Origin of the sequence: Streptomyces mayonensis, assembly GCF_018982965.1 — a bacterium.
In the GTDB taxonomy this organism is placed as follows: domain Bacteria; phylum Actinomycetota; class Actinomycetes; order Streptomycetales; family Streptomycetaceae; genus Streptomyces; species Streptomyces mayonensis.
Genome location: NZ_JACBYP010000019.1, coordinates 47,867 through 68,935, shown reverse-complemented (window position 1 = coordinate 68,935; position 21,069 = coordinate 47,867). Strand labels below are relative to the sequence as shown.

Sequence of the window (21,069 nt, the reverse complement as noted above, 5' to 3'; positions counted from 1 at the left end):
CCCTGTAAAGATACCTAAGGTACGTATCTGTTTTCTCGGTCGGACACGTGCCTGCCTCGCGCCGGGACTCGTCCTCCCGGCGGAAAGGTGAGAACCCATGAACCGCACCTCCCGTCCCACTCGTCGCGTACTGATCTCCGGAGCCAGTATCGCGGGCCCGGCGCTCGCGTACTGGCTCGACCGGTACGGCTTCGAGGTGACCGTCGTCGAGAAGGCCTCCGCCGTGCGCGGAGGCGGCTACCCCATCGACATCCGTGGCACGGCCCGCGAGGTCGTGGACCGCATGGGCATGCTGCCGGCCCTGCGCAAGGCGCACGTCGACACCCGGCAGATCACCTTCCTGGGTGCGGCGGGGGACACCGTCGGCACCCTGCAGCCCGAGCAGCTGACCGGGGGAGTGGCGGGCCTCGACCTCGAAGTGCCCCGCGGTGACCTGGCCGACGCGCTCTACGCCCCGCTCCGCGGCCGGGTCGAGTTCCTCTTCGACGACTCGATCGCGACGCTGGACGACGTGGGGGACGCCGTGCACGTCGTCTTCGACAGCGGCGTCCGGCGCACCTTCGACCTCGTCGTCGGCGCGGACGGCCTGCACTCGAACACGCGCCGGCTGGTCTTCGGGCCGGAGGAACGCTTCCACCACTACCTCGGACGCGTCTTCGCGGGCTTCACCCTGCCGAACGAGTTCGGCCTCGCCCACGAGGCCGTCATCTGGAACGAGCCGGGCCGTGGCGCGATCCTCTACGCCTACGAGGCGACCGACCGGGTGCACGGCTTCCTCACGTTCACCCGTGACACCCCGCCGATCGAGGCGTTCCGTGACCCCAGGGCCCAGTGCGACCTGGTGGAGGAACGTTTCCCGGAGCGGGTCTGGCAGCTGCCGCGGCTGGTGGAGGGCGCGCGCCGGGCCGAGGACCTGTTCTTCGACGTCGTGAGCCAGATCCGCATGCCCACCTGGTCGCACGGGCGTGTCGTACTGGCCGGCGACGCCGCGCACGCCACCTCCTTCCTCTCCGGGCAGGGCTCCAGCGTCGCGCTCGTCGGCGCCTACGTCCTGGCCGGGGAACTGGCCGCACACGCGGACCACGCCGAGGCCTTCGCGGCCTACGAGCGGCTCATGCGGCCCTTCGCGGAGCGCAACCAGGCGCTCGCCGGTGACGGCGGCACGGTCGTCATACCCACGACGCGCGAAGACCTGGAGGCCCGCAACGCCATGCTGCGCGACCCCGCCGCCGTGGCGAGGACGATGGCGACGGAGGGAGCCCGGGAGGGGCGCGCGGCCCACTCCGCCCTGGACCTGCCGGACTATCCGCGGGTCGCCTGAGGCGAGCGCGCGATCCGGTCCCGCCGCGGTCCCGTCGGGACCGGTGCCCAGGACGCGATCGGCACCCGGGGGCCGGACGCGTGCGCCCGCGGGGCCTCGGTCGCTCCGGGCTGTGGGGGTGCCGGGCTCGGGGTCCGAGGGGAGACGGGCGTCCGGTGCGCTTCGCGGGGCGGGCCGTAGTCTGTGGCCATGGACGCGCTCCTGCCGTACGTGATCCTGGCCGGCGGACTCGCCGCGGTGCTGGGCCTCTTCATCTGGCTGGCGTCCCGCATCCGCCGCCGTGGCCTGTCGGGCGGTGCGGCGAGCGGCGCCCTGGCCGCCTACGAGGAGGCGTTCCGCGTCACGGCGCACCAGGCGCACGTCGAGGTCCGGGCGCAGGCGGACCGCAGGGCCCCGCTTCCGTCGCCGGACGGCCACGGGGGACGGAGCCCCGACAGCGGGGCCGAGGGCGGGACGGGCACCCGCCGGGTCGTTCGGAAGGGCCCGCGCCGGTCGCGGCGCGGGCCGGGCAGCTGGTTCGGGCCGAGCCGGCGCCGGCGGAGGGCACGGGTCGGGAGCGTGCCCTCCGACAGCGGTCCGGACCCCGCTAGCAGCTGAGGTTGTCTCCGGGCTCCACGCCGAGGACCTGGGTGAACTGCTGGTAGCTGTTGATCCGGCTCTGGACCTGCTCGGGGTTGCCTCCGTCGCACTCCAGGCTGCCGTTGATGGCGCGGATGGTCTCACCGAACCCGGCGCCGTTGACCATGGCGTCGTGCGGGGTCATGGTCCCGGGACCGCTCTGCGTGTTCCAGTACCACAGGCCCGTCTTCCAGGCCACGGCCGCGTCGTTCTGCACCAGGTCGGGGTTGTTGAGCAGGTCGATGCCGAGGGCGTCCCCGGCGGCCTTGTAGTTGAAGTTCCAGCTGAGCTGGACGGGCCCGCGCCCGTAGTACTTGTCCGTGCCGGCCGGGCAGCCGTACGGCTGGGTGTCGTCGCAGTAGTGCGGGTAGTTGGCCTCGTTCTGCTCGACGACGTACTGCAGCCCGCCCGTCTCGTGGCTGACGTTGGCGAGGAAGGCGGCGGCCTCCTGCTTCTTCACCGTGTCGCTGCCGGTGTTGGTGAACCCCGGGTAGGCACTGAGGGCGTCGGTGAGGCCGCTGTACGTGTAGAACGAGTTCCGGTTCGGGAACATCTGGTCGAACTGCGCCTCGCTGACCACGAAATCGGCCGCGGCGGCACGGGTGTCGGCCTTCTGTGCGACGGCCTGCGGGGCCAGCGTCATGGCGCCGAGGGCGACGGCCGCGCCGGTGGCGGCCAGCAGTGCGAGTTTGCGGTGCTGCACGGTATCGACTCCTGCTCGGTGTGGGGGGTGGCAGTGTGCGTGTGCATGCGGGGAGCTGAGCGGGCGGAGCGGCGGGAGCGGCCGCCGGTCCCGGTGGGGGTGCGGCCGCTCCGTACTGCCTCAGCCGCTCCGTCAGCCGCCGACGTTGACGTCGATGCAGGCGTAGAACGCGTTGCCCGTGTCGGCGACGTTCCACACGGCGAGGACCTTCTGCTGACCGGTGATGCCACCGAAGTCGACCTGGTGGTTCACCACGGCGTCCGGCTTGGCGCCGCCGTCGTCGAACACGGCGATCTGCTGACCGCCGACGTAGTACTCCCAGGTGCTGGTGGCATGCTGGACCGGGACCTGCCACGTGAACGTCGTGTTCTTCGACACCGGGGTGACCGTCCAGCCCTTGCTGTCGTCGTCCAGCTCCGAGAAGCGGCTGTTGCCGCCGCTGCAACTGGTCAGGCCCTTGGGGCCCTCGACGCTCTGGGGCTCGTACTTGATGTCGCCGCAGGACACCGTGCCCTCGGCGCACTGCGCCTGGCGGCTGGGCGGATCCGAGATGTAGCCGTGGGCGCTCGCCGAGGAGGCGGGGAGGCTGACGGCGAGGACGGGGGCGACGGCCGCACCGATCAGGGCAGCGGTCTTCCGACGTGCGTTCATGCGGAACTCCTTCACATCAGGCCGTTCCAGGTCACGCACGGTCATGTGTGGGGGTGACCGCGCACGCCGGGTACGGCCTCTCGTGGGTGGGGCCAGGAGGCGCGAAGGTGACGCGCACTCACCGTCCGCGGATCCGGAGACGCCCCTGAGCAGGGAACAACTCCGCTTCCGGAGCGGCGAGTTCTGTTGGACTAGACCATACAAGCGGTCGGCGTGACCGTGTCAAGACTGTGTACGGGAGCGCCCGGTCGCGACGGGCCGGCGCCCGGGCGCACCGGCCACGGAGCTGCTGCCGGCCGGTGCCCGTGCCGGCCGGTGCCCGTGGCGGCCGTCTCCGTCTCCGCCGGCGGCAGGGCGGCCCGCGGCCGGCCAGTGGCGCGCAGCCGCCGGGCGACGAGCCGAAGCCGTGCGCGGCGGGGACGACGGGCAGGAGCCCACCGCCGGCCGCACCGAACCTGCGCACGCCGGTGCACCCGGCCGGGCCTAGGGTCCGGCCGGCGGTTCCTGCCGGGCGTCCGCCTCCCGGGTCCGGGTGAGACCCTCCAGGTGTTCGATGCCCTGGTTGAGCTGGACCAGCAGATCCAGGAACTGCTGGGTCTGCTCGTCCTCCCACCCCGACGCCCGTACCAGTCGTGCGGTCCCGGCGCGGCTGATCGCCCGGTCCGCCTCCAGGCGTTCCAGGCCCAGGGCGGTGGGCCGGAACTTGCGGGCCGCCCCGCCGTCGGGGTCCCGGATGCGTTCCACGAGGCCGCCCCGGAGCATGGCGCCCACCTGCCGGTTGATGGTGGAGACGTCCACCTGGAAGGTGTGCGCCAGTTCCTTGAGGGTGAGCGGTTCGCCCGACTCGAGCCGGGTCAGCAGAACGTAGGCCGACCGTTCCAGACTCTGGCCGATGCGGGGGCCCCGCGAGGCGACGAAATGCCGTGTCAGCAGGGTGAGTTCCCGCTCGAGTTCGCTCAGCCGGCGCTCTTGCCCGCCCATGTCCAGTTCCGTTCCGACGCCGCGTCCCGCCCGTGTCGCGTGCATCGTACACATGCGCCCCCACCGGTCCGGCCACACGCGGCCCGGCCGGCAGGGCCGACCGGGTGGAGTGGACCCGACCCGGCGGAGTGCGCCGTTCGCACGCCGCTTCCGCTGCTAGTTTCGCCAGCCGTCGAGGTGTACGCGGCCCCGGTCACGGGCGGGGCGAGGTGACGGAAGGAGCAGTGGGTGACTGGTCTGGGCGAGGACGCGCCGGATGCGCGGGCGGGGGCGGCGGCGCCGCTCGGGCGGCGGACGTTCATGACGTCGGCCGCCGCTCTGACGGCCGCGGGCCCGTTGTCCGCCGCCGGTCCGGCGCGGGCGGCCGGGCGGCCGGCGAACGGCGCGCAGGTCCCGTCCGGGCCCCGGAGCGTGGCGGGGCTCCTCGCGGTCCCCGGGGCCGGCCGCGGCGTCGACTGGCTCAGGGAGGCCCTGCAGGTCGCCGTGGCCCTGGAACTCGCCACCATCCCGCCGTACCTGTGCGGCTGGTGGTCCGTCGGGGACCGCGGCAGCCAGGTCGCACGGCTGATCCGGCGCATCGTCGGCGACGAGATGTACCACATGGGTGTGGTCTGCAACCTGCTGGTCGCCGTGGGCGGACGGCCGCGGATCAGTGACGCGGCCCCCGTGTACCCGGGCCCGCTGCCCGGCGGGGTGCGGGACGACGTGAACGTGTACCTCTCCGGCCTCGACCGGCCCTTCGTGCGCGATGTGATGATGGCCATCGAGGCCCCCGAGGAGCCCCTCGCCCGCAGCATGCGCAACTCGCCCAGCATCGGCCGCTTCTACGACGAGGTGCTGGCCGCCTTCCGGGCCGTCGCGCCGGAACTGTCGGCGCGCGGCCAGCTGTCCGAGCACATCGGCTCCGACGTCCTCGAACCCGTGACCGACCTCGACGCCGTCGAGCGCGCGATCGAGGCCGTCAAGGAGCAGGGGGAGGGCACCACCAGCTCCCCCGAGGACGCGTTCGGCGACGACCACCCGGCCCACTACTACGCCTTCGGCGAGATCTACCACGGACGGCAGCTGCGCAGGACGGACGACGGCTGGGAGTTCACCGGCGCGCCCGTGCCCTTCCCCGACGCACGGCCCATGGCCCGCGTACCGGCCGGTGGCTGGCCCGCTCCGAGCGAGCAGGTCCAGGGACTCCTCGACCAGTTCGACACGGCGTACGCCAAGGTGCTGAGCACCCTCGAGACCGCGTGGGCCGGCGGCGACGCGCGCACGCTGCGCTCGGCCGTCCGCACCATGGGCGGGCTGGAGGGCACCGCGCTGAAACTGATGGAGACGCAGATCCCGGACGCGCCGGGCACCTACGGCCCCCAGTTCCGCCCGCCCCGCGGCGGCGGGCGGCACGCCGAGCGCTACTGACGCCGCCGCGCCCCGCGGGACCCGTCCGTCAGTGCCCTGCGAGCGCGCCGCCGAGCCGTTCGCGCATGCGGCTGCTGTGCTCGTCGAGGCCGACGATCTCGACCGTCTTGCCGCGCCGGGCGTACTTGGTCTCGACGGCGTCCAGCGCGGCGACGGACGAGGCGTCCCAGACGTGGGTCGCGGACAGGTCGATGACGACCTTCTCGGGATCGCCCGCGTAGTCGAACCGGGTGACCAGGTCGTTGCTGGAGGCGAAGAAGAGCTCGCCGGTGACGGAGTACACGACCTGGCCGCCGTCGGGGTCGGCGACCGAGGTGACGTCGGCCAGGCGGGCCACCCGCCTGGCGAAGATCACCATCGCCGTGACCGAGCCGACGACCACGCCGACGGCGAGGTTGTCGGTGGCGACCACCACGGCGACGGTGACGGCCATGACGGTGATCTCGCCCGCCGGCATCCGGCGCAGGGTCCGCGGAGCGACGGAGTGCCAGTCGAAGGTCGTGAACGAGACCATCACCATCACGGCGACCAGGGCCGCCATCGGGATGTCGGAGACGACCGGGCCGAAGACGATGCACAGCACCATCAGGAACGAGCCCGCCAGGAAGGTCGACAGGCGGGTGCGCGCCCCGGACACCTTCACGTTGATCATGGTCTGGCCGATCATGGCGCATCCGCCCATGCCGCCGAAGAAACCGGTGACGATGTTGGCGACGCCCTGGCCGATCGACTCCCGGGTCTTGTCGGAGCGGGTGTCGGTGATGTCGTCCACCAGCTTCGCCGTCATCAGCGACTCCATGAGTCCCACCAGGGCCATGGCGAGCGCGTACGGGGCGACGGTCGTCAGCGTGTCGAGGGTGAACGGCACGTCGGGCAGGCCCGGCACCGGCAGCGCGTGGGGCAGCTCGCCCTTGTCGCCGACGGTGGGGACCGCGATGCCGGCCGCGACGGTGACGACGGTCAGGACGATGATCGAGACCAGTGGCGCCGGCACGGTCCTGGTGACCCTCGGGAAGAACACCATGAGCACGAGCCCGGCCGCGACCAGCGGATAGACGGGCCAGGGCACGTCGGTGAGCTCGGGGACCTGGGCCATGAAGATGAGGATGGCCAGCGCGTTCACGAAGCCGACCATCACCGACCGCGGCACGAACCGCATCAGCCTGGCCACGCCGAGTGCGCCGAGGACGACCTGGAAGACACCGGCGAGGATGACCGCCGCCACGAGGTACCCGAGTCCGTGCTCCCGGTTCAAGGGGGCGATCACCAGGGCGACGGCGCCGGTCGCGGCGGAGATCATGGCCCGCCGGCCGCCGACGACCGAGATGGTGACGGCCATGGTGAAGGCCGCGAACAGGCCGATCTCCGGGTCGACCCCGGCGATGATCGAGAAGGAGATCGCCTCGGGGACCAGGGCCAGGGCGACGACGAGTCCGGCGAGGACCTCCGTCCGCCACACCTTCGGGTCGGAGATCCAGTCCGGCTTGAGGCCGCGCAGGCGTGCGGAGGGCGGGAACACGGGAGCAGACAAGAGGGCAGTACCTGTCGTGGTCGGGCACGCCGCGACGGCGGGGACGTGCGGGGAGAACGGCGAGTGCCGGTCCGCCCCGGGGGCCGCTCGACGGCGGGACGGAACCGGGAAGAGGCGGCCCGCCGAAAGGGACGGGGCCGCGCTCAGTGGCGGAGGGTCACGGCGGGCAGGCGGCGGAGCGGAACGTCGTGGACATGCGCTCGCTCTCTCCTGTGGGCTCGGCCCGCACCGGGGGCCCGGCGCCCGGTGATCCTACCCTCCGCCGGCGCCCGGCGTCCTACTGCCCGTCCGTGATCTGGATCAGGTTGCCCACGGTGTCGTCGAGTACGGCCACGGTCACCGAGTCCATGTCCACCGGTTCCTGGGTGAAGCGCACGCCGAGTCCGCGCAGCCGGTCGTACTCGGCCCGGACGTCGGCCACGGCGAACGAGGCGGCCGGGATGCCGTCCTTGACGAGCGCCGCACGGAACGGGCCCACCGCGGGGTGGCCGGAGGGCTCCAGCAGGAGCTCGGGCCCGTCGGGGGCCTCGGGCGAGACCACGGTCAGCCAACGGTCCGTACCGCTCACCGGGACGTCGTGCTTCTTCACGAAGCCCAGCACATCGGTGTAGAAACGCAGCGCCCGCTCCTGGTCGTCGACGAGGACGCTGGTGAGGTAGATCTTCATGGGGTCCGCTCCGGTGTCGGTTTCGGGCCGTCGGGTCGTGACGCGCCCTTGGGGACAGGCAAGCACAGACCCGTCCGTCAGGCACTCGGCGGCCCCGCGCCGGTCCACAGGGCGGCGAGCGCGGACGTGGTGAGCACGTCTTCGGGGTGTCCCTGTCCCGCCAGTGAGCCCTCGTGCAGGAGGAGGCAGGCGTCCGCCGAGCGCGCGGCCCGGAGGTCGTGGGTGGCCTGGACGATCGTCACGCCGTCGGCCACCAGCTCCGTCAGCAGGGCGGTGATGCGTTCACCCGCCTCCAGGTCGAGTCCCGTGGTCGGTTCGTCGAGCAGCAGCAGGTCGGACTGCTGGGCGAGGCCCTGGGCGATGAGGGTGCGCTGCCGCTGCCCGCCCGACAGCTCACCGAGCTGGCGCGGGGCGAGATCGCCGATGTGCAGCCGGTCCAGTGCCGAGTCCACGACCTCGCGGTCCCGGCGGGTCAGCCGGCGCCACGGGCCGCGTGCGCCCCAGCGGCCCATCTCCACGGTCTGCCGGACGGTCAGCGGAAGGGCGTCCCCGACGGCTCCGCGCTGCGGCACGAAGGCGGGCCGCGCGCCGTCCCGGCTGAGCTGCCCCGATGTAGGCCGGATCACACCGGCCAGTACGCCGAGCAGGGTCGACTTGCCGCTGCCGTTCGGACCCACCAGTGCCGTGATGGCCAACGCCGGTATCGCGGCCGTCAGTTGACGGAGCACCGGACGCCCCGGGTAGCCGGCGCAGAGCCCGGTGAAGCGGACGCGCACCTGCGTTCCGGGCGGGTCGGAGGGTGGAGGGCCTGGTTTCGTGAACATGATTGTCATTGTAGTGTCCTCGTATGGATTGGTTGACGGCCCCCTTTGAAGTGACGTTTGTGCAACGGGCCCTGTGGGGCGGCATCCTGGTGTCCGCGATCTGTGCGCCGGCCGGCACCTGGGTCGTCCTCAGGGGCATGGCCTTCCTCGGCGACGCCATGTCGCACGGGCTGCTGCCCGGGGTCGCGGTGGCCGCGCTGCTCGGCGGCAACCTGCTGGCGGGGGCCGTGGTGAGCGCGGCGGTCATGGCGGCGGGCGTCACCGCCCTCGGCCGTACGCCGAGGCTCTCCCAGGACACCGGCATCGGGCTGCTCTTCGTCGGCATGCTCTCGCTCGGCGTGATCATCGTGTCGCGTTCGCAGTCCTTCGCGGTGGACCTGACCGGCTTCCTCTTCGGTGACGTGCTCGCCGTCCGCGAGCAGGACCTGTACCTGCTCGGCGGGGCGCTCCTGGTGGCGCTGCTCGTCGCCGTACTCGGCCACCGGGCTTTCCTCGCCCTCGCGTTCGACCCGCGCAAGGCCCACACCCTGGGCCTGCGGCCCGGGCTGGCGCACGCGGTGCTCCTGGTCCTGCTGGGCCTCGCGATCGTCGCCTCGTTCCACATCGTGGGCACCCTGCTCGTCCTCGGCCTGCTCATCGCCCCGCCCGCCGCCGCACTGCCCTGGGCCCGGAGCGTCCGGGCCGTCATGGTGCTCGCCGCGCTCCTCGGCGTCACCGCCACGTTCACCGGGCTGCTCCTGTCCTGGCACCTGAGCACCGCCGCCGGTGCCACCGTCGCCGCCGTCGCGGTGACCCTCTTCTTCGTCTCCCACACCGCGTCCGCCCTCCGCCACCGCCGTACGCGCCGGGCAACCGCCCCCGCTCTCGCCCCCACAGCCGACTGAAGAAAGCCCGAGACGATGCCTCACACCGTCCGACGTCCCGTCCGACGCCGTACAACCCCCCTGACCCTGACCGCACTTGCCCTCACCGCCCTGCTCGCCACCGGCTGCGCGGACGGCGGGGAGGACGGCGGAGCACCATCGGCCGCGACACCGTCCACCACCCCGCACGGATACGTCGAAGGAGCGAAGGAAGCGGCCGAGCAGCAGTCCCGCCTCCTGCTCGGCGACCCCGGCAGCGGCGCGAGCCGGGTGCTCGACCTCATCACCGGCAAGGTGAGCGAGACGGCCCGGATCCCGGGCGCGGTACGCCTGGGCACCGACGGCCGCTTCGGCTTCTTCCACACCGACGGCGGCACCCGCGTGCTCGACAGCGGCGCCTGGATGGTCGACCACGGCGACCACGTGCACTACTACCGGGCGGCGATACGCGACGTCGGCGACCTGCCCTCCGCCAAGGCCGCCGAGGTCCGCAGCGACGCCACCGTGACCGCGGTGACCGACGCGGACGGACACACCGAGCTCTACGACCGCACCCAACTGGAGAAGGGGAAGGTCAAGAAGGTCCGCGCGCTGTCCGCGACGCACACCGGCGCGGTGGTGCCGTACGAGGAACACCTGGTCGCGCTCACCGGCGACGAGGACCGGGCGAAGGTCACGGTGTACGACCGGCAGGGGAGGACCGTCGCGTCGCCGGACGCCGAGTGCGAACGGCCGCGCGGCGACGCCGTCACCCGGCGCGGCGTCGTCCTCGGCTGCGCCGACGGCGCGCTGCTCGTGGACACCGACGACGGCAAGTTCACGGCCGAGCGCATCCCGTACGGCGAGGACGTGCCCGAGCCCGAACAGGCCCCGGCCTTCCGCCACCGCGCCGGCAGCGACACGCTGACCGCGCCCGCCGGCGACCGCGCCGTATGGGTCCTGGACGTGACCGAGCGGTCCTGGACCCGCGTCGGCACCGGCCCGGTCCTGGCCGCCAACACCGCGGGGGAGGGCTCCCCGCTGCTCGTCCTGGAGACCGACGGAGCACTGCACGGCTACGACATCACCACCGGTGAACAGGTCTCCACGACCAAGTCCCTCGTCACCGGCGGCGACCGGACCGCCTCCGACGGCGGAACCGGACCGGCCGTCGAGGTCGACCGCAGCCGCGCCTACGTCAACGACCCCGCCGGAAAACGCGTGTACGAGATCGACTACAACGACAGCCTGCGCATCGCCCGCACCTTCGACCTGGACATCGAGCCTGGCCTCATGGCGGAGACCGGCCGATGAGGGCCCCGGAGCGCGCCCGGATACGCGTGGCCCGGCTGCGCCGCCTGCTGGCCGGGCTCCTCGCCCTGGTCGCGGCGGCCACCGCCACGGCCTGCTCGGGCGCGCGGGAACAGCCCCGCATCGTGGTGACCACCAACATCCTGGGCGACATCACCCGCCAGGTCGTCGGCGACCAGGCCGAGGTCACGGTCCTGATGAAGCCGAACGCCGACCCGCACTCCTTCGGCCTGTCGGCGGTCCAGGCCGCCGAACTGGAGCGCGCGGACCTCGTGGTCTTCAACGGCCTCGGCCTGGAGGAGAACGTACTGCGGCACGTCGACGCCGCCCACGAGGCCGGGGTCGCCACCTTCGAGGTCGGCGAGGCGGTCGACCCGCTCACCTTCGGCACCGGCGAGGACGGCGGACCCGAGGGCGAGTCGGGACAGCCCGACCCGCACTTCTGGACCGACCCCGACCGGGTGCGCAAGGCCGCCGGCCTCATCGCCGACCACGTGCGCGAACACGTGCAGGGCGTGGACGACAAGGCGGTGCGCGCCAACGCCGCCCGCTACGACGGGCAACTCGCCGAACTCACCGCCTTCATGGAGAAGTCGTTCGGCGAAATCCCCGAGGACCGGCGCAACCTGGTCACCAACCACCACGTCTTCGGCTACCTCGCCGAACGGTTCGGCTTCCGCGTCGTCGGTGCCGTGATCCCCAGCGGCACGACGCTCGCCTCACCGAGCTCCTCCGACCTGCGCTCGCTCACCCGGGCCATGGACCGGGCCGGGGTCCGCACCGTCTTCGCCGACTCCTCGCAGCCCGGGCGCCTCGCCGAGGTCCTGCGCACCGAACTCGGCGACCAGGCCCGGGTCGTCGAGCTGTACTCCGAGTCGCTCACCGCCGAGAACGAGGGCGCCGCCACCTACCTGCAGATGATGCGCGCCAACACCACCGCCATGACCGACGGACTGACCGTCGGCAGCCCGGAAGGAACACAGTGAACAAGTCCATGCGCAACAGGGCCCTCACGGCCACGGCACTCGCCCTCGCGGTGTCCACGGTCCTGACCGCGTGCGGGGGCGAGGACACCTCCGACAGCTCCTCCTCCGACGCCAAGTCCCAGGAAACCGCGGGCGCCACGCCCGCGGCCACGGTCGAGGACCCGCTCGTCGCCACCTTCGACGGCGGCCTGTACATCCTCGACAAGGACAGCCTCGAAGTCACCGGGACCATCGATCTGCCCGGCTTCAACCGCGTCAGCCCCGCCGGCGACGAGGACCACGTCGTCGTCTCCACCGACAGCGGCTTCCGCGTCCTGAACGCCGCCGCACAGACCCTCACCGACATCCGGTACGACGGCGCCAAGCCCGGCCACGTCGTCCGCCACGCCGGCAAGACGGTGCTCTTCACCGACGGCACCGGCGAGGTCAACGTCTTCGCACCCGCCGACCTCGGCGCCGGGAAGAAGCCCGAAGGACGCACCTACACCTCCGCCGAGGCCCACCACGGCGTCGCCATCGAACTGAGCGACGGCCGGCTGCTCTCCACCCTCGGCAACGAGGAGAAGCGGACCGGCGCCCTGGTCCTGGACGAGGACGACAAGGAGATCGCCCGCAACGAGGACTGCCCCGGCGTGCACGGCGAGGCCACCGCGCAGGGCGAGGCGGTCGCGGTCGGCTGCGAGGACGGCGTCCTGATCTACAAGGACGGCAAGTTCACCAAGGTGGACGCGCCCGACGACTACGGCCGCATCGGCAACCAGTCCGGCAGCGAGGAGTCCCCGGTGCTGCTGGGCGACTACAAGACCGACCCGGACGCCGAACTGGAACGGCCGACCCGCGTCTCCCTGATCGACACCAGGACCGCGAAGCTGCGCCTGGTGGAGCTGGGCACCAGCTACTCCTTCCGCTCCCTCGCCCGGGGACCGCACGGTGAGGCACTCGTCCTCGGCACCGACGGCGCCATCCACGTCGTCGACCCGGACAAGGGCACCGTGGAGAAGAAGATCCCCGCCGTGGGCAAGTGGCAGGAGCCGCTCGACTGGCAGCAGCCCCGGCCCACCCTCTTCGTCCGCGACCACACCGCCTACGTCTCCGAGCCCGGCAAGAAGGCCCTGCACGCCATCGACCTGGAGTCCGGCGAGAAGACCAAGTCGGTGACCCTGCCGCAGGGCACCAACGAGCTGACCGGCACGGTCGCCGGCCACTGACCGGTCCGGCCGAGCGGCGCACGCGGCAGGGGCGGCCCGGGAACGCCGGGCGGCCCCTGCCGCGCCGTTTCCCCGTTCAGCCGCCGCCGGGGCCGGGGACCGCGGGCGCGCCCAGGACGGCGAGCAGGGCGTCCGCCGGGAGGGCCGGCACCGTCCGGCCGCCGAAACCGGTCGTCGTGGTCGCCGCGAGCAGGGAGTTGAGCACCGCCTCCTCGACCCCGTCGAGCACCGCCTCGAACAGCGGGCCGAGGTCGGCGTCCGCCACCAGGGCTCCCGGATCCGGGCGGGTGGAGAAGGCGACGGCGTAGTCGCCGCTGCCGTGGCTGTACGCCGCGCCCGTGCGGGCCAGCGCGAACACCGCGCGCCGCGCCATCCGGGTGAGCCGGCGCCCGTCCAGCGGGGCATCGGTGGCCACCACGATCACGCAGGAACCGGCGTCCGCCGCCGTTCCCGGGCCTCCCGCCCCGACGCCCACGGACTCCGGCGGGACCGCCCGGCCGAGCACCCGCAGCGTGCCCCCGAAGTTGGCCTGCACCAGGACGCCGACCGTGAACCGCCTGCCGCCCGCCTCCGGGACACGGGACGCCGTCCCGACGCCCGCCTTGAAGCCCAGCGCGACGGTGCCGGTGCCCGCTCCCACGCACCCCTCGGCCACGGGCCCTGCGGAGGCCGTCTCCAGGGCCTCCCGTACGTGCTCCTCGCGCACGGGACGGGAGCGGATGTCGGAGAGCAGGCCGTCGTTGCACTCGCCCACCACGGGATTGAGGCTCCGCACCTCCTCGCAGCCGGGCCGCCCGAGCATCCAGCCGACCAGGGCGTCCGCGACCCGGAAGGCCGACAGGGTGGAGGTCAGCAGCACCGGGGTCTCCAGCGCGCCCAGTTCGGCCAGCTGGGTGGTGCCGACCAGCTTGCCGTAGCCGTTGCCCGTGAACACCCCGGCCGGCAGCGGACGGTGCGGGCCGACGGCGCCGGGCACGACGGCGGTGACCCCGCTGTGCACGTCGGGCGTCCGGCGCACGGTGGTGTGACCGACCCGGACACCCGGCACGTCGGTGATCGCGTTCAGGGGCCCGGGGGCACCGGACCCGACGACGATCCCGAGCTCACGCGCCCGGGGCCGGGGGCTGCCGGACGGGGGCGTCGGAGGAGAAAGTGGTTCCATACGGCCGGACGGTACGCGCCCGGTCGGGCGCCGCGAGCAGGGGTGCCGTGACGGTGGACGGGGTGGAGGCGGCGGGCGGGGCGGCGGCGGACGGCGGCGCGGCCGCCGAGCGCGCGAGGTCGTGTTCAAGGTCGTCCAGGGACCGCCGGACCGCCTCGATGCGCCGGAGCAGCAACGGGTGCTCCACCGAGGGCGGCCCGGGGCGCGGGGGAGCGTCCGGCGGCTGCTCCCCGTCCAGCTCCCGCGCCTCGTCCAGGGAGGTGAGGACGACACCGATGAGCACGTTGACGAGGACGAAGGACGCGAGGAGGACGTAGGAGGCGTAATAGAGCAGGCTCCAACGGGAGATGCCCAGGCCCGCGTGGACCGCGTCGCCGATGCCGTCCAGGGTCATCAGCAGGAAGAGGGTGAGCACCGCGCGCCCGAGGGAACCGTAGTGTTCGGGGTCCTGCCGGCCGAAGAAGACCCAGCCCACCATCGCGTACACGTACAGCAGCAGCGCGCCGACCAGCAGGAAGCTCAGCGTGCCCGGCAGGCTGCGGACCACCGCGAGCAGCACGATGCGCAACTGCGGCAGGAAACGCGCCGTGCGCAGCACCCGGGCCAGCCGCAGCAGCCGCAGGACCGTGGTGTTCTCGCGCACCACCGGCAGGAACGCGCACAGGACCACGGCCAGGTCGAACATGTTCCACGGGTCCCGGAAGAAGTCGCGGGGCCGGTCCGCGTGCGCCCCCAGCCGCAGCAGGATCTCCACGGTGAACGCGGCGAGGCAGACGTGCTCGGCCAGGCGTAACCAGTGGTGCCACGCGGCGACCAGTCCGGAGTACGTCTCCACCCCCAGCAGTGCCGCGTTGACGAGGATCAGCGCGAACACGGCGACGGCGAACCACCGCGCGTCGACGACGGCCCCGCACCGCCGGGCCAGGGCCCGGCGGCGGGCGTTGACTTGCTCTTCGGGCATCGTGCTGCCTCGTCTCCCTCACGTGCGCGGCACGCCCCCGACCTGCCCGGTCGAGCGGCCGGCCTGCCGACGATCATGTCCAGGAGGCATTTTCTACAGCACTGTAGTTTCCGCCGTGAGGCCAGGTGGTCAGGTCGTGGCCGCCTCCCGGCGCTCCGCGCGGCGCAGCGCCGCGAGGTCCGGATCCAGCGCGGGCACGGCGGCCAGCAGCTGCCTGGTGTACGGGTCGCTCGGGGACTCGTAGATCTCGTCGGCCGGGCCGTACTCCACCACCCTGCCGTGCCGCATCACCGCCAGCCGGTCGCTGACGCGGCGTACCACGGCCAGGTCGTGGGCGATGAACACCAGGGCGAGACCCAGCTCGCGCCGCAGTTCGTCGAGCAGTTCCACCACCTGTGCCTGCGTCGTCACGTCGAGCGCGGAGACCGGTTCGTCGCACACCAGGACGCGCGGCCCGGCGGCCAGCGCGCGGGCGATGCCGACCCGTTGCCGCTGGCCCCCGCTGAACTCGTGGGGATAGCGGTCGTGGTGGGCCGGGTCCAGACCGACCCGCTCCAGCAGCCCGGCGACCCGGGCACGGACGGCCGGGCCCCGTTCGCCGCGCGCCCGCAGCGGGTCGGCGACCGACTCACCCACGCTGCGGCGGGGGTTGAGCGAGGAGACGGGGTCCTGGAAGATCATCTGGACGTCCGGGCGCACCCCGGACACGGCCACCCCCTCGTGGCGGACCAGACCCGCGGTCGGCTCGAGCAGTCCCACCAGCATGCGGCCGAGCGTGGTCTTGCCGCTGCCGCTCTCCCCGACGACGCCCAGGGCCTCGCCGCGGCGCACCTCGAGCGACACGTCGTCGACCGCCGTGAACGCCTTCGCCCCGCGGCCGAAGACCCGGCGCAGCCCGGTGGCCTCCAGGACCGCTGCGCCGGACGCCGGCCCCGCCGGCCCCGCCGACCCCGACGGCGCCGTCCCGGCCAGGGCGGCGGGCCGGGGCACGTCCACCCGGGGCACGGACTTGAGCAGCGCCCGGGTGTACGCCGCGGCCGGGGAGCCCAGGACGGAGCCGACGGGGCCGTGCTCGACGGCGCGGCCGTGCCGCATGACCAGCACCTCGTCGACGTTCTCCGCGGCGACCCCCACGTCGTGCGTGACGAGCAGCAGCCCCATGCCCGTCTCCTCGCGCAGCGTGTGCAGCAGGTCGAGGATCTGGGCCTGGACGGTGACGTCGAGCGCGGTGGTGGGCTCGTCGGCGACGAGGAGGTCCGGCCCGCAGGCCAGGGCCATGGCGATCAGGGCCCGCTGGCGCATGCCGCCGCTGAACTCGTGCGGGCGAGCCCGCGACCGGCGCCCGGCGTCGGGGATGCCGACCCGGTCCAGGACCTCCACCGCGCGCGCCCGGGCCGCCCGGCGCGACGCAGGGTGGTGCACGCGGTACACCTCGGCGATCTGGTCGCCGACCGCGTAGTACGGGTCGAGGGACGACAGCGGGTCCTGGAACACCATCGCGGCCCTCGCGCCGCGCAGGCCCCGCAGCTCCCGTTCGGACGCCGAGCTCACGTCCACCCCGGCGACCCGGACCGTGCCGTCGACGACGGCACCCGTGTCCCGGTGCAGGCCGAGGAGCGCGGACGCCACCGTGGACTTGCCGGAGCCCGACTCGCCGACCAGACCGAGCGCCGCGCCCTTCTCCAGCCGGAAGGACAGGTCCTCGACGGCCCGTACGGACCCGAACGCGACCGACAGACCGGTGACTTCGACCAGACTCACGACAGCACCGTCCTCCGGTCGGCCACCGCGAACAGCACGTCCGCGACGGCGTTGGCGAGTACCACGAAGAAGCCGGTCAGCAGGACCATGCCGACGACGACCGGCAGGTCCACCACGTTCACGGCGTGCACCAGCTCCCGCCCGATGCCCGGCAGCCCGAACAGCGACTCGGTGAGCACGGCCCCGCCGAACAGCGAGCCCAGGTCGTTTGCGTTCAGCGCGATCAGCGGCCCGACCGCGCCGCGCAGCGCATGCCGGCCCACGATCCTGCGCTCCCCGACGCCGTAGGCACGGAAGGTGCGCACATGGTCCTCCGCCAGTGTCTCCAGCATGGCCGACCGGGTCAGCCGGGCGTACTTGGCGGCCTCGATGAGGGCCAGCGACAGCCAGGGCAGCAGCAGGTTCCACGCCCACTGCTCGGGATCCTCGGTGAACGGCACGTACTGCGGGAACGGCAGCAGCTCCAACTGGCCGCAGACCACGATCATCAGCAGCAGGCCGATGACGAACACGGGCGTGGCCCAGCCGGCCAGCGTGACGCCCGTCAGGATCCGCTCGTCCAGCCGTCCGCGCCGCCAGGCGGCGAGAACTCCGGTGCCCACCCCCAGCAGCAGCCACAGCACCATCGCCCCGAGCGCCAGCGAACCGGTGACCGGCAGCTTGGCCCAGATCAGCTGCGTGACCTGCTGGTCGCTCTGGTACGACAGGCCCAGGCACGGCGCGGAGCAGTGCTCCACGGAGGTGCCGGTCGAGTAGTCGTGGCCGACGAACAGGCCCTGGAGGAAGTGCAGGTAGCGGACGTACAGCGGGTCGTCGAGCCGCAGTTGCTCGGTCACCTGCCGCACCTGGGCGGGCGAGCAGCGCGGCCCGCAGGTGATCTGGGCGACGTCGCCGGGAGCGGCGTAGAAGACGACGTACACGATGACCGAGATCGCGAGCAGCGTGACGACGGCGCCGAGGGTGCGGCGCAGCGTGAAGCCGAGGAAGCCGTGCAGGACGCTCATGCCCGCGCCTCCTTTCGGCGGCCGGTGCCCACGGCGAGCCGGGATGCCGCCCGCGGGTCCAGGGCGCGGCGCACACCGTCGCCGAGGACGGTCAGGGCGAGCACGGTGACGAACAACAGGCCCGCGGGCAGCAGCAGATACTGCGGCGCCGCCTGGTACCAGACGTTCGCCGACGTGAGCATCTGCCCCCACGACGGCGTCGGAGGCTTCACTCCGGCGCCGAGGAAGCTCAGCGCGGCCTCGGCGCTGATGTTGACCGGTACCAGGAGCGCGGCGTAGGTGATGACCGGCGCGGCGAGCGCGGGCAGCAGCTCGCGGCGCGCGATGTGCCAGGAACCCCACCCGCTGAGCCGGGCCGCGGCCACGTGGTCGAGCTGCTTGAGCGTCAGCGTCCCCGCCCGCACGATCTTGGCGACGGAACCCCATCCGATCAGCCCGATCACGCCCGCGACCAGCACCGGACGCGGGAAGCCGCCGGGCACGACCGCGAGCAGCGCCAGGGACATCACCATCAGCGGCAGCGCCACCACCACGTCGGTGAACCGGCTGAGCGCCTGGTCCACCCACCGGTTGCCGAGCCCCGCCGCGATGCCCACGACGACGCCGACGGCCACCTGCACGAGCGTCGCAGCCAGCGCCACGCCGAGCGAGACCCGGGCTCCGTGCACGAGCCGGGCGAACAGGTCCCGGCCGGTCTGCGGTTCGACGCCGAGCCAGTGCTCGCCGCTCATGCCGCCGAGCGCGCCGACGGGCACCCCGCCGCGCGCGGAGTCGACGAGGCCGGGGTGGTACGTGGTCGGGTTCTGCCCCTCCAGCGCGGTGAGCAGCGGAGCGGCGAGCGCGACCAGGACGAGCAGCGCGACGACCGACGCCGCCACGAGGGCGGCCCGCTGCGCGCGCAGCCGCCGCCAGAACTGTCGGGCCCCCGAGGCGGGGGCGAGCACCATGCCGGTACCCGCCCGCGCGCCCTCGGAGACCACTTGGGCCTCGCTCATGGGACTACTTCACCGCGACCTGGGAGACGTCCAGCACACCGGTCCAGTCGCTGATCACGACGTTCTTGACGTCCTTGCCGTACAGCCGCTTGTACACGGGGTGGAACAGCGGCACCGTCAGCGCCCGCTCACCGATCCTCTTGTCCAGGGCGCCCCAGCGCTTCGCCGCCTCGTCGAGGTCGGTGAGCTTGTTGATGGCGTCGATCTCGTCGTTGACCGACTTGTCGTCCAGGAAACCGGTGTTGAAGTTGGCGCCGTCCCGCACGATCTGCCGGCCGTCGAAGATGGGGGCCAGGAACGGCCCGCCGGACGGCCAGTCGGCACCCCAGTGGGCCAGGAAGAACCCGGGCTCGGTCTTGCTGCCGTGGATGGTGTCCTTGTAGTCGTTGTCCTCCAGGCCCTCCAGCTGCACCGTGATGCCGGCCTTCTTCAGCGCGTCCTGGAGGGCGGTGGCGATCTCCGGGCTGGTCTCGAAGTCCTTGGCGTTGGAGTGGGTGAGCGTCACCGTGAGACCGTCGGCGTGACCGGCCTCCTTCAGCAGCTCCTTCGCCTTGGCCGGGTTGCCCGACTCGCCGGCCGGGAAGTGGTCGTAGGCCGTGTACCCGAAGGACTTCTGGTTCGGCAGGTAGGTGGTCGCGGGCTCGGCGAGCGAGGAACCGCCGGCCGCGTTGATCACGGAGGTGCGGTCGACGGCGTAGGCGATCGCCTGGCGCACCTTCGGGTCGTCGAAGGGCTTCACCTTCGGGTTGAAGGCGATGTAGTTGGTGTAGCCGAAGTGACCGGTGCCCACCCGGGCCGCCAGCTCCTTGTCGCCGCTGACCTTGGCGAGTTCGGCCGGCCCCAGATTGGTGTCGGTGGTGACGGCGGCCGCGTCGGCGCCCTGGGAGGCGGACAGCCGCTGGTTGATGACCGAGGAGTCCAGACCCGAGCGGACGTCGATGCGGTCCGGATAGGCCTTGCGCTCCGCGTCGGTCTTCTCGGACCAGTGCTCGTTGCGCTCCAGGACCAGCCGCTCGCCGTCGTTCTCGTTCCGGACGACCTTGTACGGCCCGGAGGAGACCGGGTGCTCCTCGTACTTGGTGCCCTTGTCGGCGGACTTCGGCACCGGCGTGAACTGTGTCTGGGTGGCCAGGAAGGGGAACTCGCCCTCGGGCTTGTTCAGGTGGAAGACGATGGTGCGCTCGTCCGGCGTCTCGATCGAGTCGAGGCCCTTGCCCTTGTCCTTGTAAGGCCCCTGGTAGTCGGCCCCGCCGATCAGCCAGTCCCGCAGGTAGGGGGCGCCGCCGGACAGCTCGGCGGCGAAGGAGCGCTCGATGCCGTACTTGACGTCGGCCGAGGTGATCTTCGTGCCGTCCTCGTACTTCAGGCCCTCCTTGAGGGTGTACGTCCACACGGTGGCGTCCTTGTTGGGACGGCCGGTGTCCGTGGCGAGGTCGGGCACGACCTCGGTGCCCTTGGCGCCGTCCTCGCGGTTGCGGGTGGTGAGCGTGCGGAAGACGAGCGAGGGGACGTTGCCGCCGCCGGACGTGTACAGGCGCGCGGGGTCGAAGTCCACCTGCGGCTGGGCGTTGAGGACGGTCAGGGTGCCGCCCTTCTGCGGATCGCCGTCGGCGCCGCCGGTCTTGGCATCGTTGTCCTCGGGCCCGCAGGCGGCCGCACCGGCCGTCACGATCAGGCTCACGGTCAACGCGGCGGCGGCGCGGCGCGTTCTGCGGGACGGATGACGCATCGGAAGACGACCTCTCGGAAGAACCGTCCCGGATCGCGGGACGACGGTGACACGGGGAAGGAGTTGTCGGAGGAATCCGCCCCGGCACGGGCACGCGGACCGCCGGACACCGACCGCCCCACGGCACAGGCGCGGGAGGCACGGGAAGGCGGGGTCGTGAGGTCGAGGAACGCGACGTACGCGCCGGAGGCGGACGTCAGCGACAGATGATGTCGGCCACGCAGAGCGGGGTCACGCCGATCAGCGCCAGCTCGATGGCGGCGCGTGCGGAGGCGTGGGCAGACGACATGACTAGGAATATGAACGAACCGGCGAAGGATGTCAAAGCAGGGAACGGCCGCCCCGTCTCCGGCGCGGCTCACGCGGCACCGGTGCACCGAGCCGTGGCGCCCTTGGCGCACCGC

General features: G+C 72.7%; 20 protein-coding genes. 7 read left to right on the top strand and 13 right to left on the bottom strand.

The genetic code is table 11. From position 1 onward, the window contains the following. Positions 1-97: 97 nt before the first annotated feature. Together HZS56_RS10325 and HZS56_RS10320 are read left to right on the top strand one after the other, a co-directional pair. Positions 98-1,321, top strand: coding sequence for an FAD-dependent monooxygenase (locus tag HZS56_RS10325; protein ID WP_216720428.1), 1,224 nt, complete (start codon positions 98-100; stop codon positions 1,319-1,321). A gap of 189 nt (positions 1,322-1,510) precedes the next feature. Beyond that, positions 1,511-1,918, top strand: coding sequence for a hypothetical protein (locus tag HZS56_RS10320; protein WP_216720427.1), 408 nt, complete (start codon positions 1,511-1,513; stop codon positions 1,916-1,918). Here the strand turns inward: HZS56_RS10320 and HZS56_RS10315 are convergent. The 3 genes from HZS56_RS10315 to HZS56_RS10305 form a co-directional block, all read right to left on the bottom strand. Further along, on the bottom strand, positions 1,908-2,642 hold the full coding sequence (locus HZS56_RS10315) for a chitinase (protein WP_216720426.1): 735 nt from the start codon (positions 2,640-2,642) through the stop codon (positions 1,908-1,910). The two genes, HZS56_RS10320 and HZS56_RS10315, sit on opposite strands and share 11 nt — an antisense overlap. 132 nt (positions 2,643-2,774) lie before the next feature. After that, the gene (locus HZS56_RS10310) at positions 2,775-3,293 is read right to left on the bottom strand and encodes a lytic polysaccharide monooxygenase auxiliary activity family 9 protein (protein WP_216720425.1); all 519 of its coding nucleotides are present in this window, start codon (positions 3,291-3,293) and stop codon (positions 2,775-2,777) included. 483 nt (positions 3,294-3,776) lie between these two features. Beyond that, the gene (locus tag HZS56_RS10305; RefSeq protein ID WP_216720424.1) at positions 3,777-4,274 is read right to left on the bottom strand and encodes a MarR family winged helix-turn-helix transcriptional regulator; all 498 of its coding nucleotides are present in this window, start codon (positions 4,272-4,274) and stop codon (positions 3,777-3,779) included. Between the two features lie 228 nt (positions 4,275-4,502). Here HZS56_RS10305 and HZS56_RS10300 point away from each other — a divergent pair, with 228 nt between their 5' ends. Next, entirely contained in the window at positions 4,503-5,684 is a 1,182-nt protein-coding gene (locus HZS56_RS10300; protein WP_308408046.1) for a ferritin-like domain-containing protein, read from the top strand. A gap of 28 nt (positions 5,685-5,712) precedes the next feature. On the opposite strand, the gene HZS56_RS10295 is transcribed toward HZS56_RS10300, so the two are convergent. The 3 genes from HZS56_RS10295 to aztA form a co-directional block, all read right to left on the bottom strand. Further along, complete coding sequence (locus HZS56_RS10295) at positions 5,713-7,215, bottom strand: SulP family inorganic anion transporter (protein WP_216720423.1); 1,503 nt, start codon at positions 7,213-7,215, stop codon at positions 5,713-5,715. Positions 7,216-7,492: 277 nt separating this feature from the next. After that, the gene (locus HZS56_RS10290) at positions 7,493-7,882 is read right to left on the bottom strand and encodes a VOC family protein (RefSeq protein WP_216720422.1); all 390 of its coding nucleotides are present in this window, start codon (positions 7,880-7,882) and stop codon (positions 7,493-7,495) included. 77 nt (positions 7,883-7,959) lie between these two features. Further along, entirely contained in the window at positions 7,960-8,715 is a 756-nt protein-coding gene (aztA, locus tag HZS56_RS10285) for a zinc ABC transporter ATP-binding protein AztA (protein WP_216720421.1), read from the bottom strand. Positions 8,716-8,729: 14 nt separating this feature from the next. Between aztA and aztB the strand changes: the two genes are divergently transcribed. From aztB to aztD, 4 genes are read left to right on the top strand one after another with little or no spacing between them, the layout of a single operon-like run. After that, a complete protein-coding gene (gene aztB / locus HZS56_RS10280; RefSeq protein ID WP_216720420.1) occupies positions 8,730-9,590 on the top strand; it encodes a zinc ABC transporter permease AztB in 861 nt (286 codons plus the stop codon). A 15-nt stretch (positions 9,591-9,605) separates the two neighbouring features. Continuing rightward, positions 9,606-10,862 carry a hypothetical protein gene (locus HZS56_RS10275; protein WP_216720419.1) on the top strand — a complete coding sequence of 419 codons (1,257 nt, stop codon included), beginning with the start codon at positions 9,606-9,608 and terminating at the stop codon, positions 10,860-10,862. Next, positions 10,859-11,845, top strand: coding sequence for a zinc ABC transporter substrate-binding protein AztC (aztC, locus tag HZS56_RS10270; RefSeq protein ID WP_216720418.1), 987 nt, complete (start codon positions 10,859-10,861; stop codon positions 11,843-11,845). Before HZS56_RS10275 ends, aztC begins: the two co-directional genes overlap by 4 nt. After that, positions 11,842-13,053 carry a zinc metallochaperone AztD gene (gene aztD, locus HZS56_RS10265; RefSeq protein ID WP_216720417.1) on the top strand — a complete coding sequence of 404 codons (1,212 nt, stop codon included), beginning with the start codon at positions 11,842-11,844 and terminating at the stop codon, positions 13,051-13,053. Before aztC ends, aztD begins: the two co-directional genes overlap by 4 nt. A 76-nt stretch (positions 13,054-13,129) precedes the next feature. Here aztD and HZS56_RS10260 read toward each other — a convergent pair whose 3' ends face one another. The 7 genes from HZS56_RS10260 to HZS56_RS39060 form a co-directional block, all read right to left on the bottom strand. Next, entirely contained in the window at positions 13,130-14,215 is a 1,086-nt protein-coding gene (locus HZS56_RS10260) for a P1 family peptidase (protein WP_216720416.1), read from the bottom strand. Beyond that, entirely contained in the window at positions 14,157-15,176 is a 1,020-nt protein-coding gene (locus tag HZS56_RS10255) for an ion transporter (protein WP_216720415.1), read from the bottom strand. Before HZS56_RS10255 ends, HZS56_RS10260 begins: the two co-directional genes overlap by 59 nt. A gap of 129 nt (positions 15,177-15,305) precedes the next feature. Beyond that, complete coding sequence (locus tag HZS56_RS10250) at positions 15,306-16,937, bottom strand: dipeptide ABC transporter ATP-binding protein (protein ID WP_216720414.1); 1,632 nt, start codon at positions 16,935-16,937, stop codon at positions 15,306-15,308. Continuing rightward, positions 16,934-17,941, bottom strand: coding sequence for an ABC transporter permease (locus HZS56_RS10245; protein ID WP_216720413.1), 1,008 nt, complete (start codon positions 17,939-17,941; stop codon positions 16,934-16,936). The genes HZS56_RS10250 and HZS56_RS10245 overlap by 4 nt, the downstream gene beginning before the upstream one ends. Beyond that, positions 17,938-18,936 (bottom strand): ABC transporter permease, encoded by a 999-nt coding sequence (locus HZS56_RS10240; RefSeq protein ID WP_216720412.1) that lies wholly within the window; start codon positions 18,934-18,936, stop codon positions 17,938-17,940. The genes HZS56_RS10245 and HZS56_RS10240 overlap by 4 nt, the downstream gene beginning before the upstream one ends. 4 nt (positions 18,937-18,940) lie before the next feature. Beyond that, entirely contained in the window at positions 18,941-20,665 is a 1,725-nt protein-coding gene (locus HZS56_RS10235) for an ABC transporter substrate-binding protein (RefSeq protein ID WP_216720411.1), read from the bottom strand. Positions 20,666-20,861: 196 nt separating this feature from the next. Further along, a complete protein-coding gene (locus HZS56_RS39060; RefSeq protein ID WP_372476960.1) occupies positions 20,862-20,954 on the bottom strand; it encodes an Ms4533A family Cys-rich leader peptide in 93 nt (30 codons plus the stop codon). Positions 20,955-21,069 lie beyond the last annotated feature (115 nt).

What these genes read in the sequence shown, in the direction of transcription:
- HZS56_RS10255 (WP_216720415.1), bottom strand. Translation starts at nt 15,176, where the DNA reads ATGCCCGAAGAGCAAGTCAACGCCCGCCGCCGGGCCCTGGCCCGGCGG.
- HZS56_RS39060 (WP_372476960.1), bottom strand. Translation starts at nt 20,954, where the DNA reads ATGTCGTCTGCCCACGCCTCCGCACGCGCCGCCATCGAGCTGGCGCTG.
- HZS56_RS10290 (WP_216720422.1), bottom strand. Translation starts at nt 7,882, where the DNA reads ATGAAGATCTACCTCACCAGCGTCCTCGTCGACGACCAGGAGCGGGCG.
- aztB (WP_216720420.1), top strand. Translation starts at nt 8,730, where the DNA reads ATGGATTGGTTGACGGCCCCCTTTGAAGTGACGTTTGTGCAACGGGCC.
- HZS56_RS10240 (WP_216720412.1), bottom strand. Translation starts at nt 18,936, where the DNA reads ATGAGCGAGGCCCAAGTGGTCTCCGAGGGCGCGCGGGCGGGTACCGGC.
- aztC (WP_216720418.1), top strand. Translation starts at nt 10,859, where the DNA reads ATGAGGGCCCCGGAGCGCGCCCGGATACGCGTGGCCCGGCTGCGCCGC.
- aztA (WP_216720421.1), bottom strand. Translation starts at nt 8,715, where the DNA reads ATGACAATCATGTTCACGAAACCAGGCCCTCCACCCTCCGACCCGCCC.
- HZS56_RS10305 (WP_216720424.1), bottom strand. Translation starts at nt 4,274, where the DNA reads ATGGGCGGGCAAGAGCGCCGGCTGAGCGAACTCGAGCGGGAACTCACC.
- HZS56_RS10325 (WP_216720428.1), top strand. Translation starts at nt 98, where the DNA reads ATGAACCGCACCTCCCGTCCCACTCGTCGCGTACTGATCTCCGGAGCC.
- HZS56_RS10320 (WP_216720427.1), top strand. Translation starts at nt 1,511, where the DNA reads ATGGACGCGCTCCTGCCGTACGTGATCCTGGCCGGCGGACTCGCCGCG.
- HZS56_RS10245 (WP_216720413.1), bottom strand. Translation starts at nt 17,941, where the DNA reads ATGAGCGTCCTGCACGGCTTCCTCGGCTTCACGCTGCGCCGCACCCTC.
- HZS56_RS10310 (WP_216720425.1), bottom strand. Translation starts at nt 3,293, where the DNA reads ATGAACGCACGTCGGAAGACCGCTGCCCTGATCGGTGCGGCCGTCGCC.
- HZS56_RS10275 (WP_216720419.1), top strand. Translation starts at nt 9,606, where the DNA reads ATGCCTCACACCGTCCGACGTCCCGTCCGACGCCGTACAACCCCCCTG.
- HZS56_RS10260 (WP_216720416.1), bottom strand. Translation starts at nt 14,215, where the DNA reads ATGGAACCACTTTCTCCTCCGACGCCCCCGTCCGGCAGCCCCCGGCCC.
- HZS56_RS10235 (WP_216720411.1), bottom strand. Translation starts at nt 20,665, where the DNA reads ATGCGTCATCCGTCCCGCAGAACGCGCCGCGCCGCCGCCGCGTTGACC.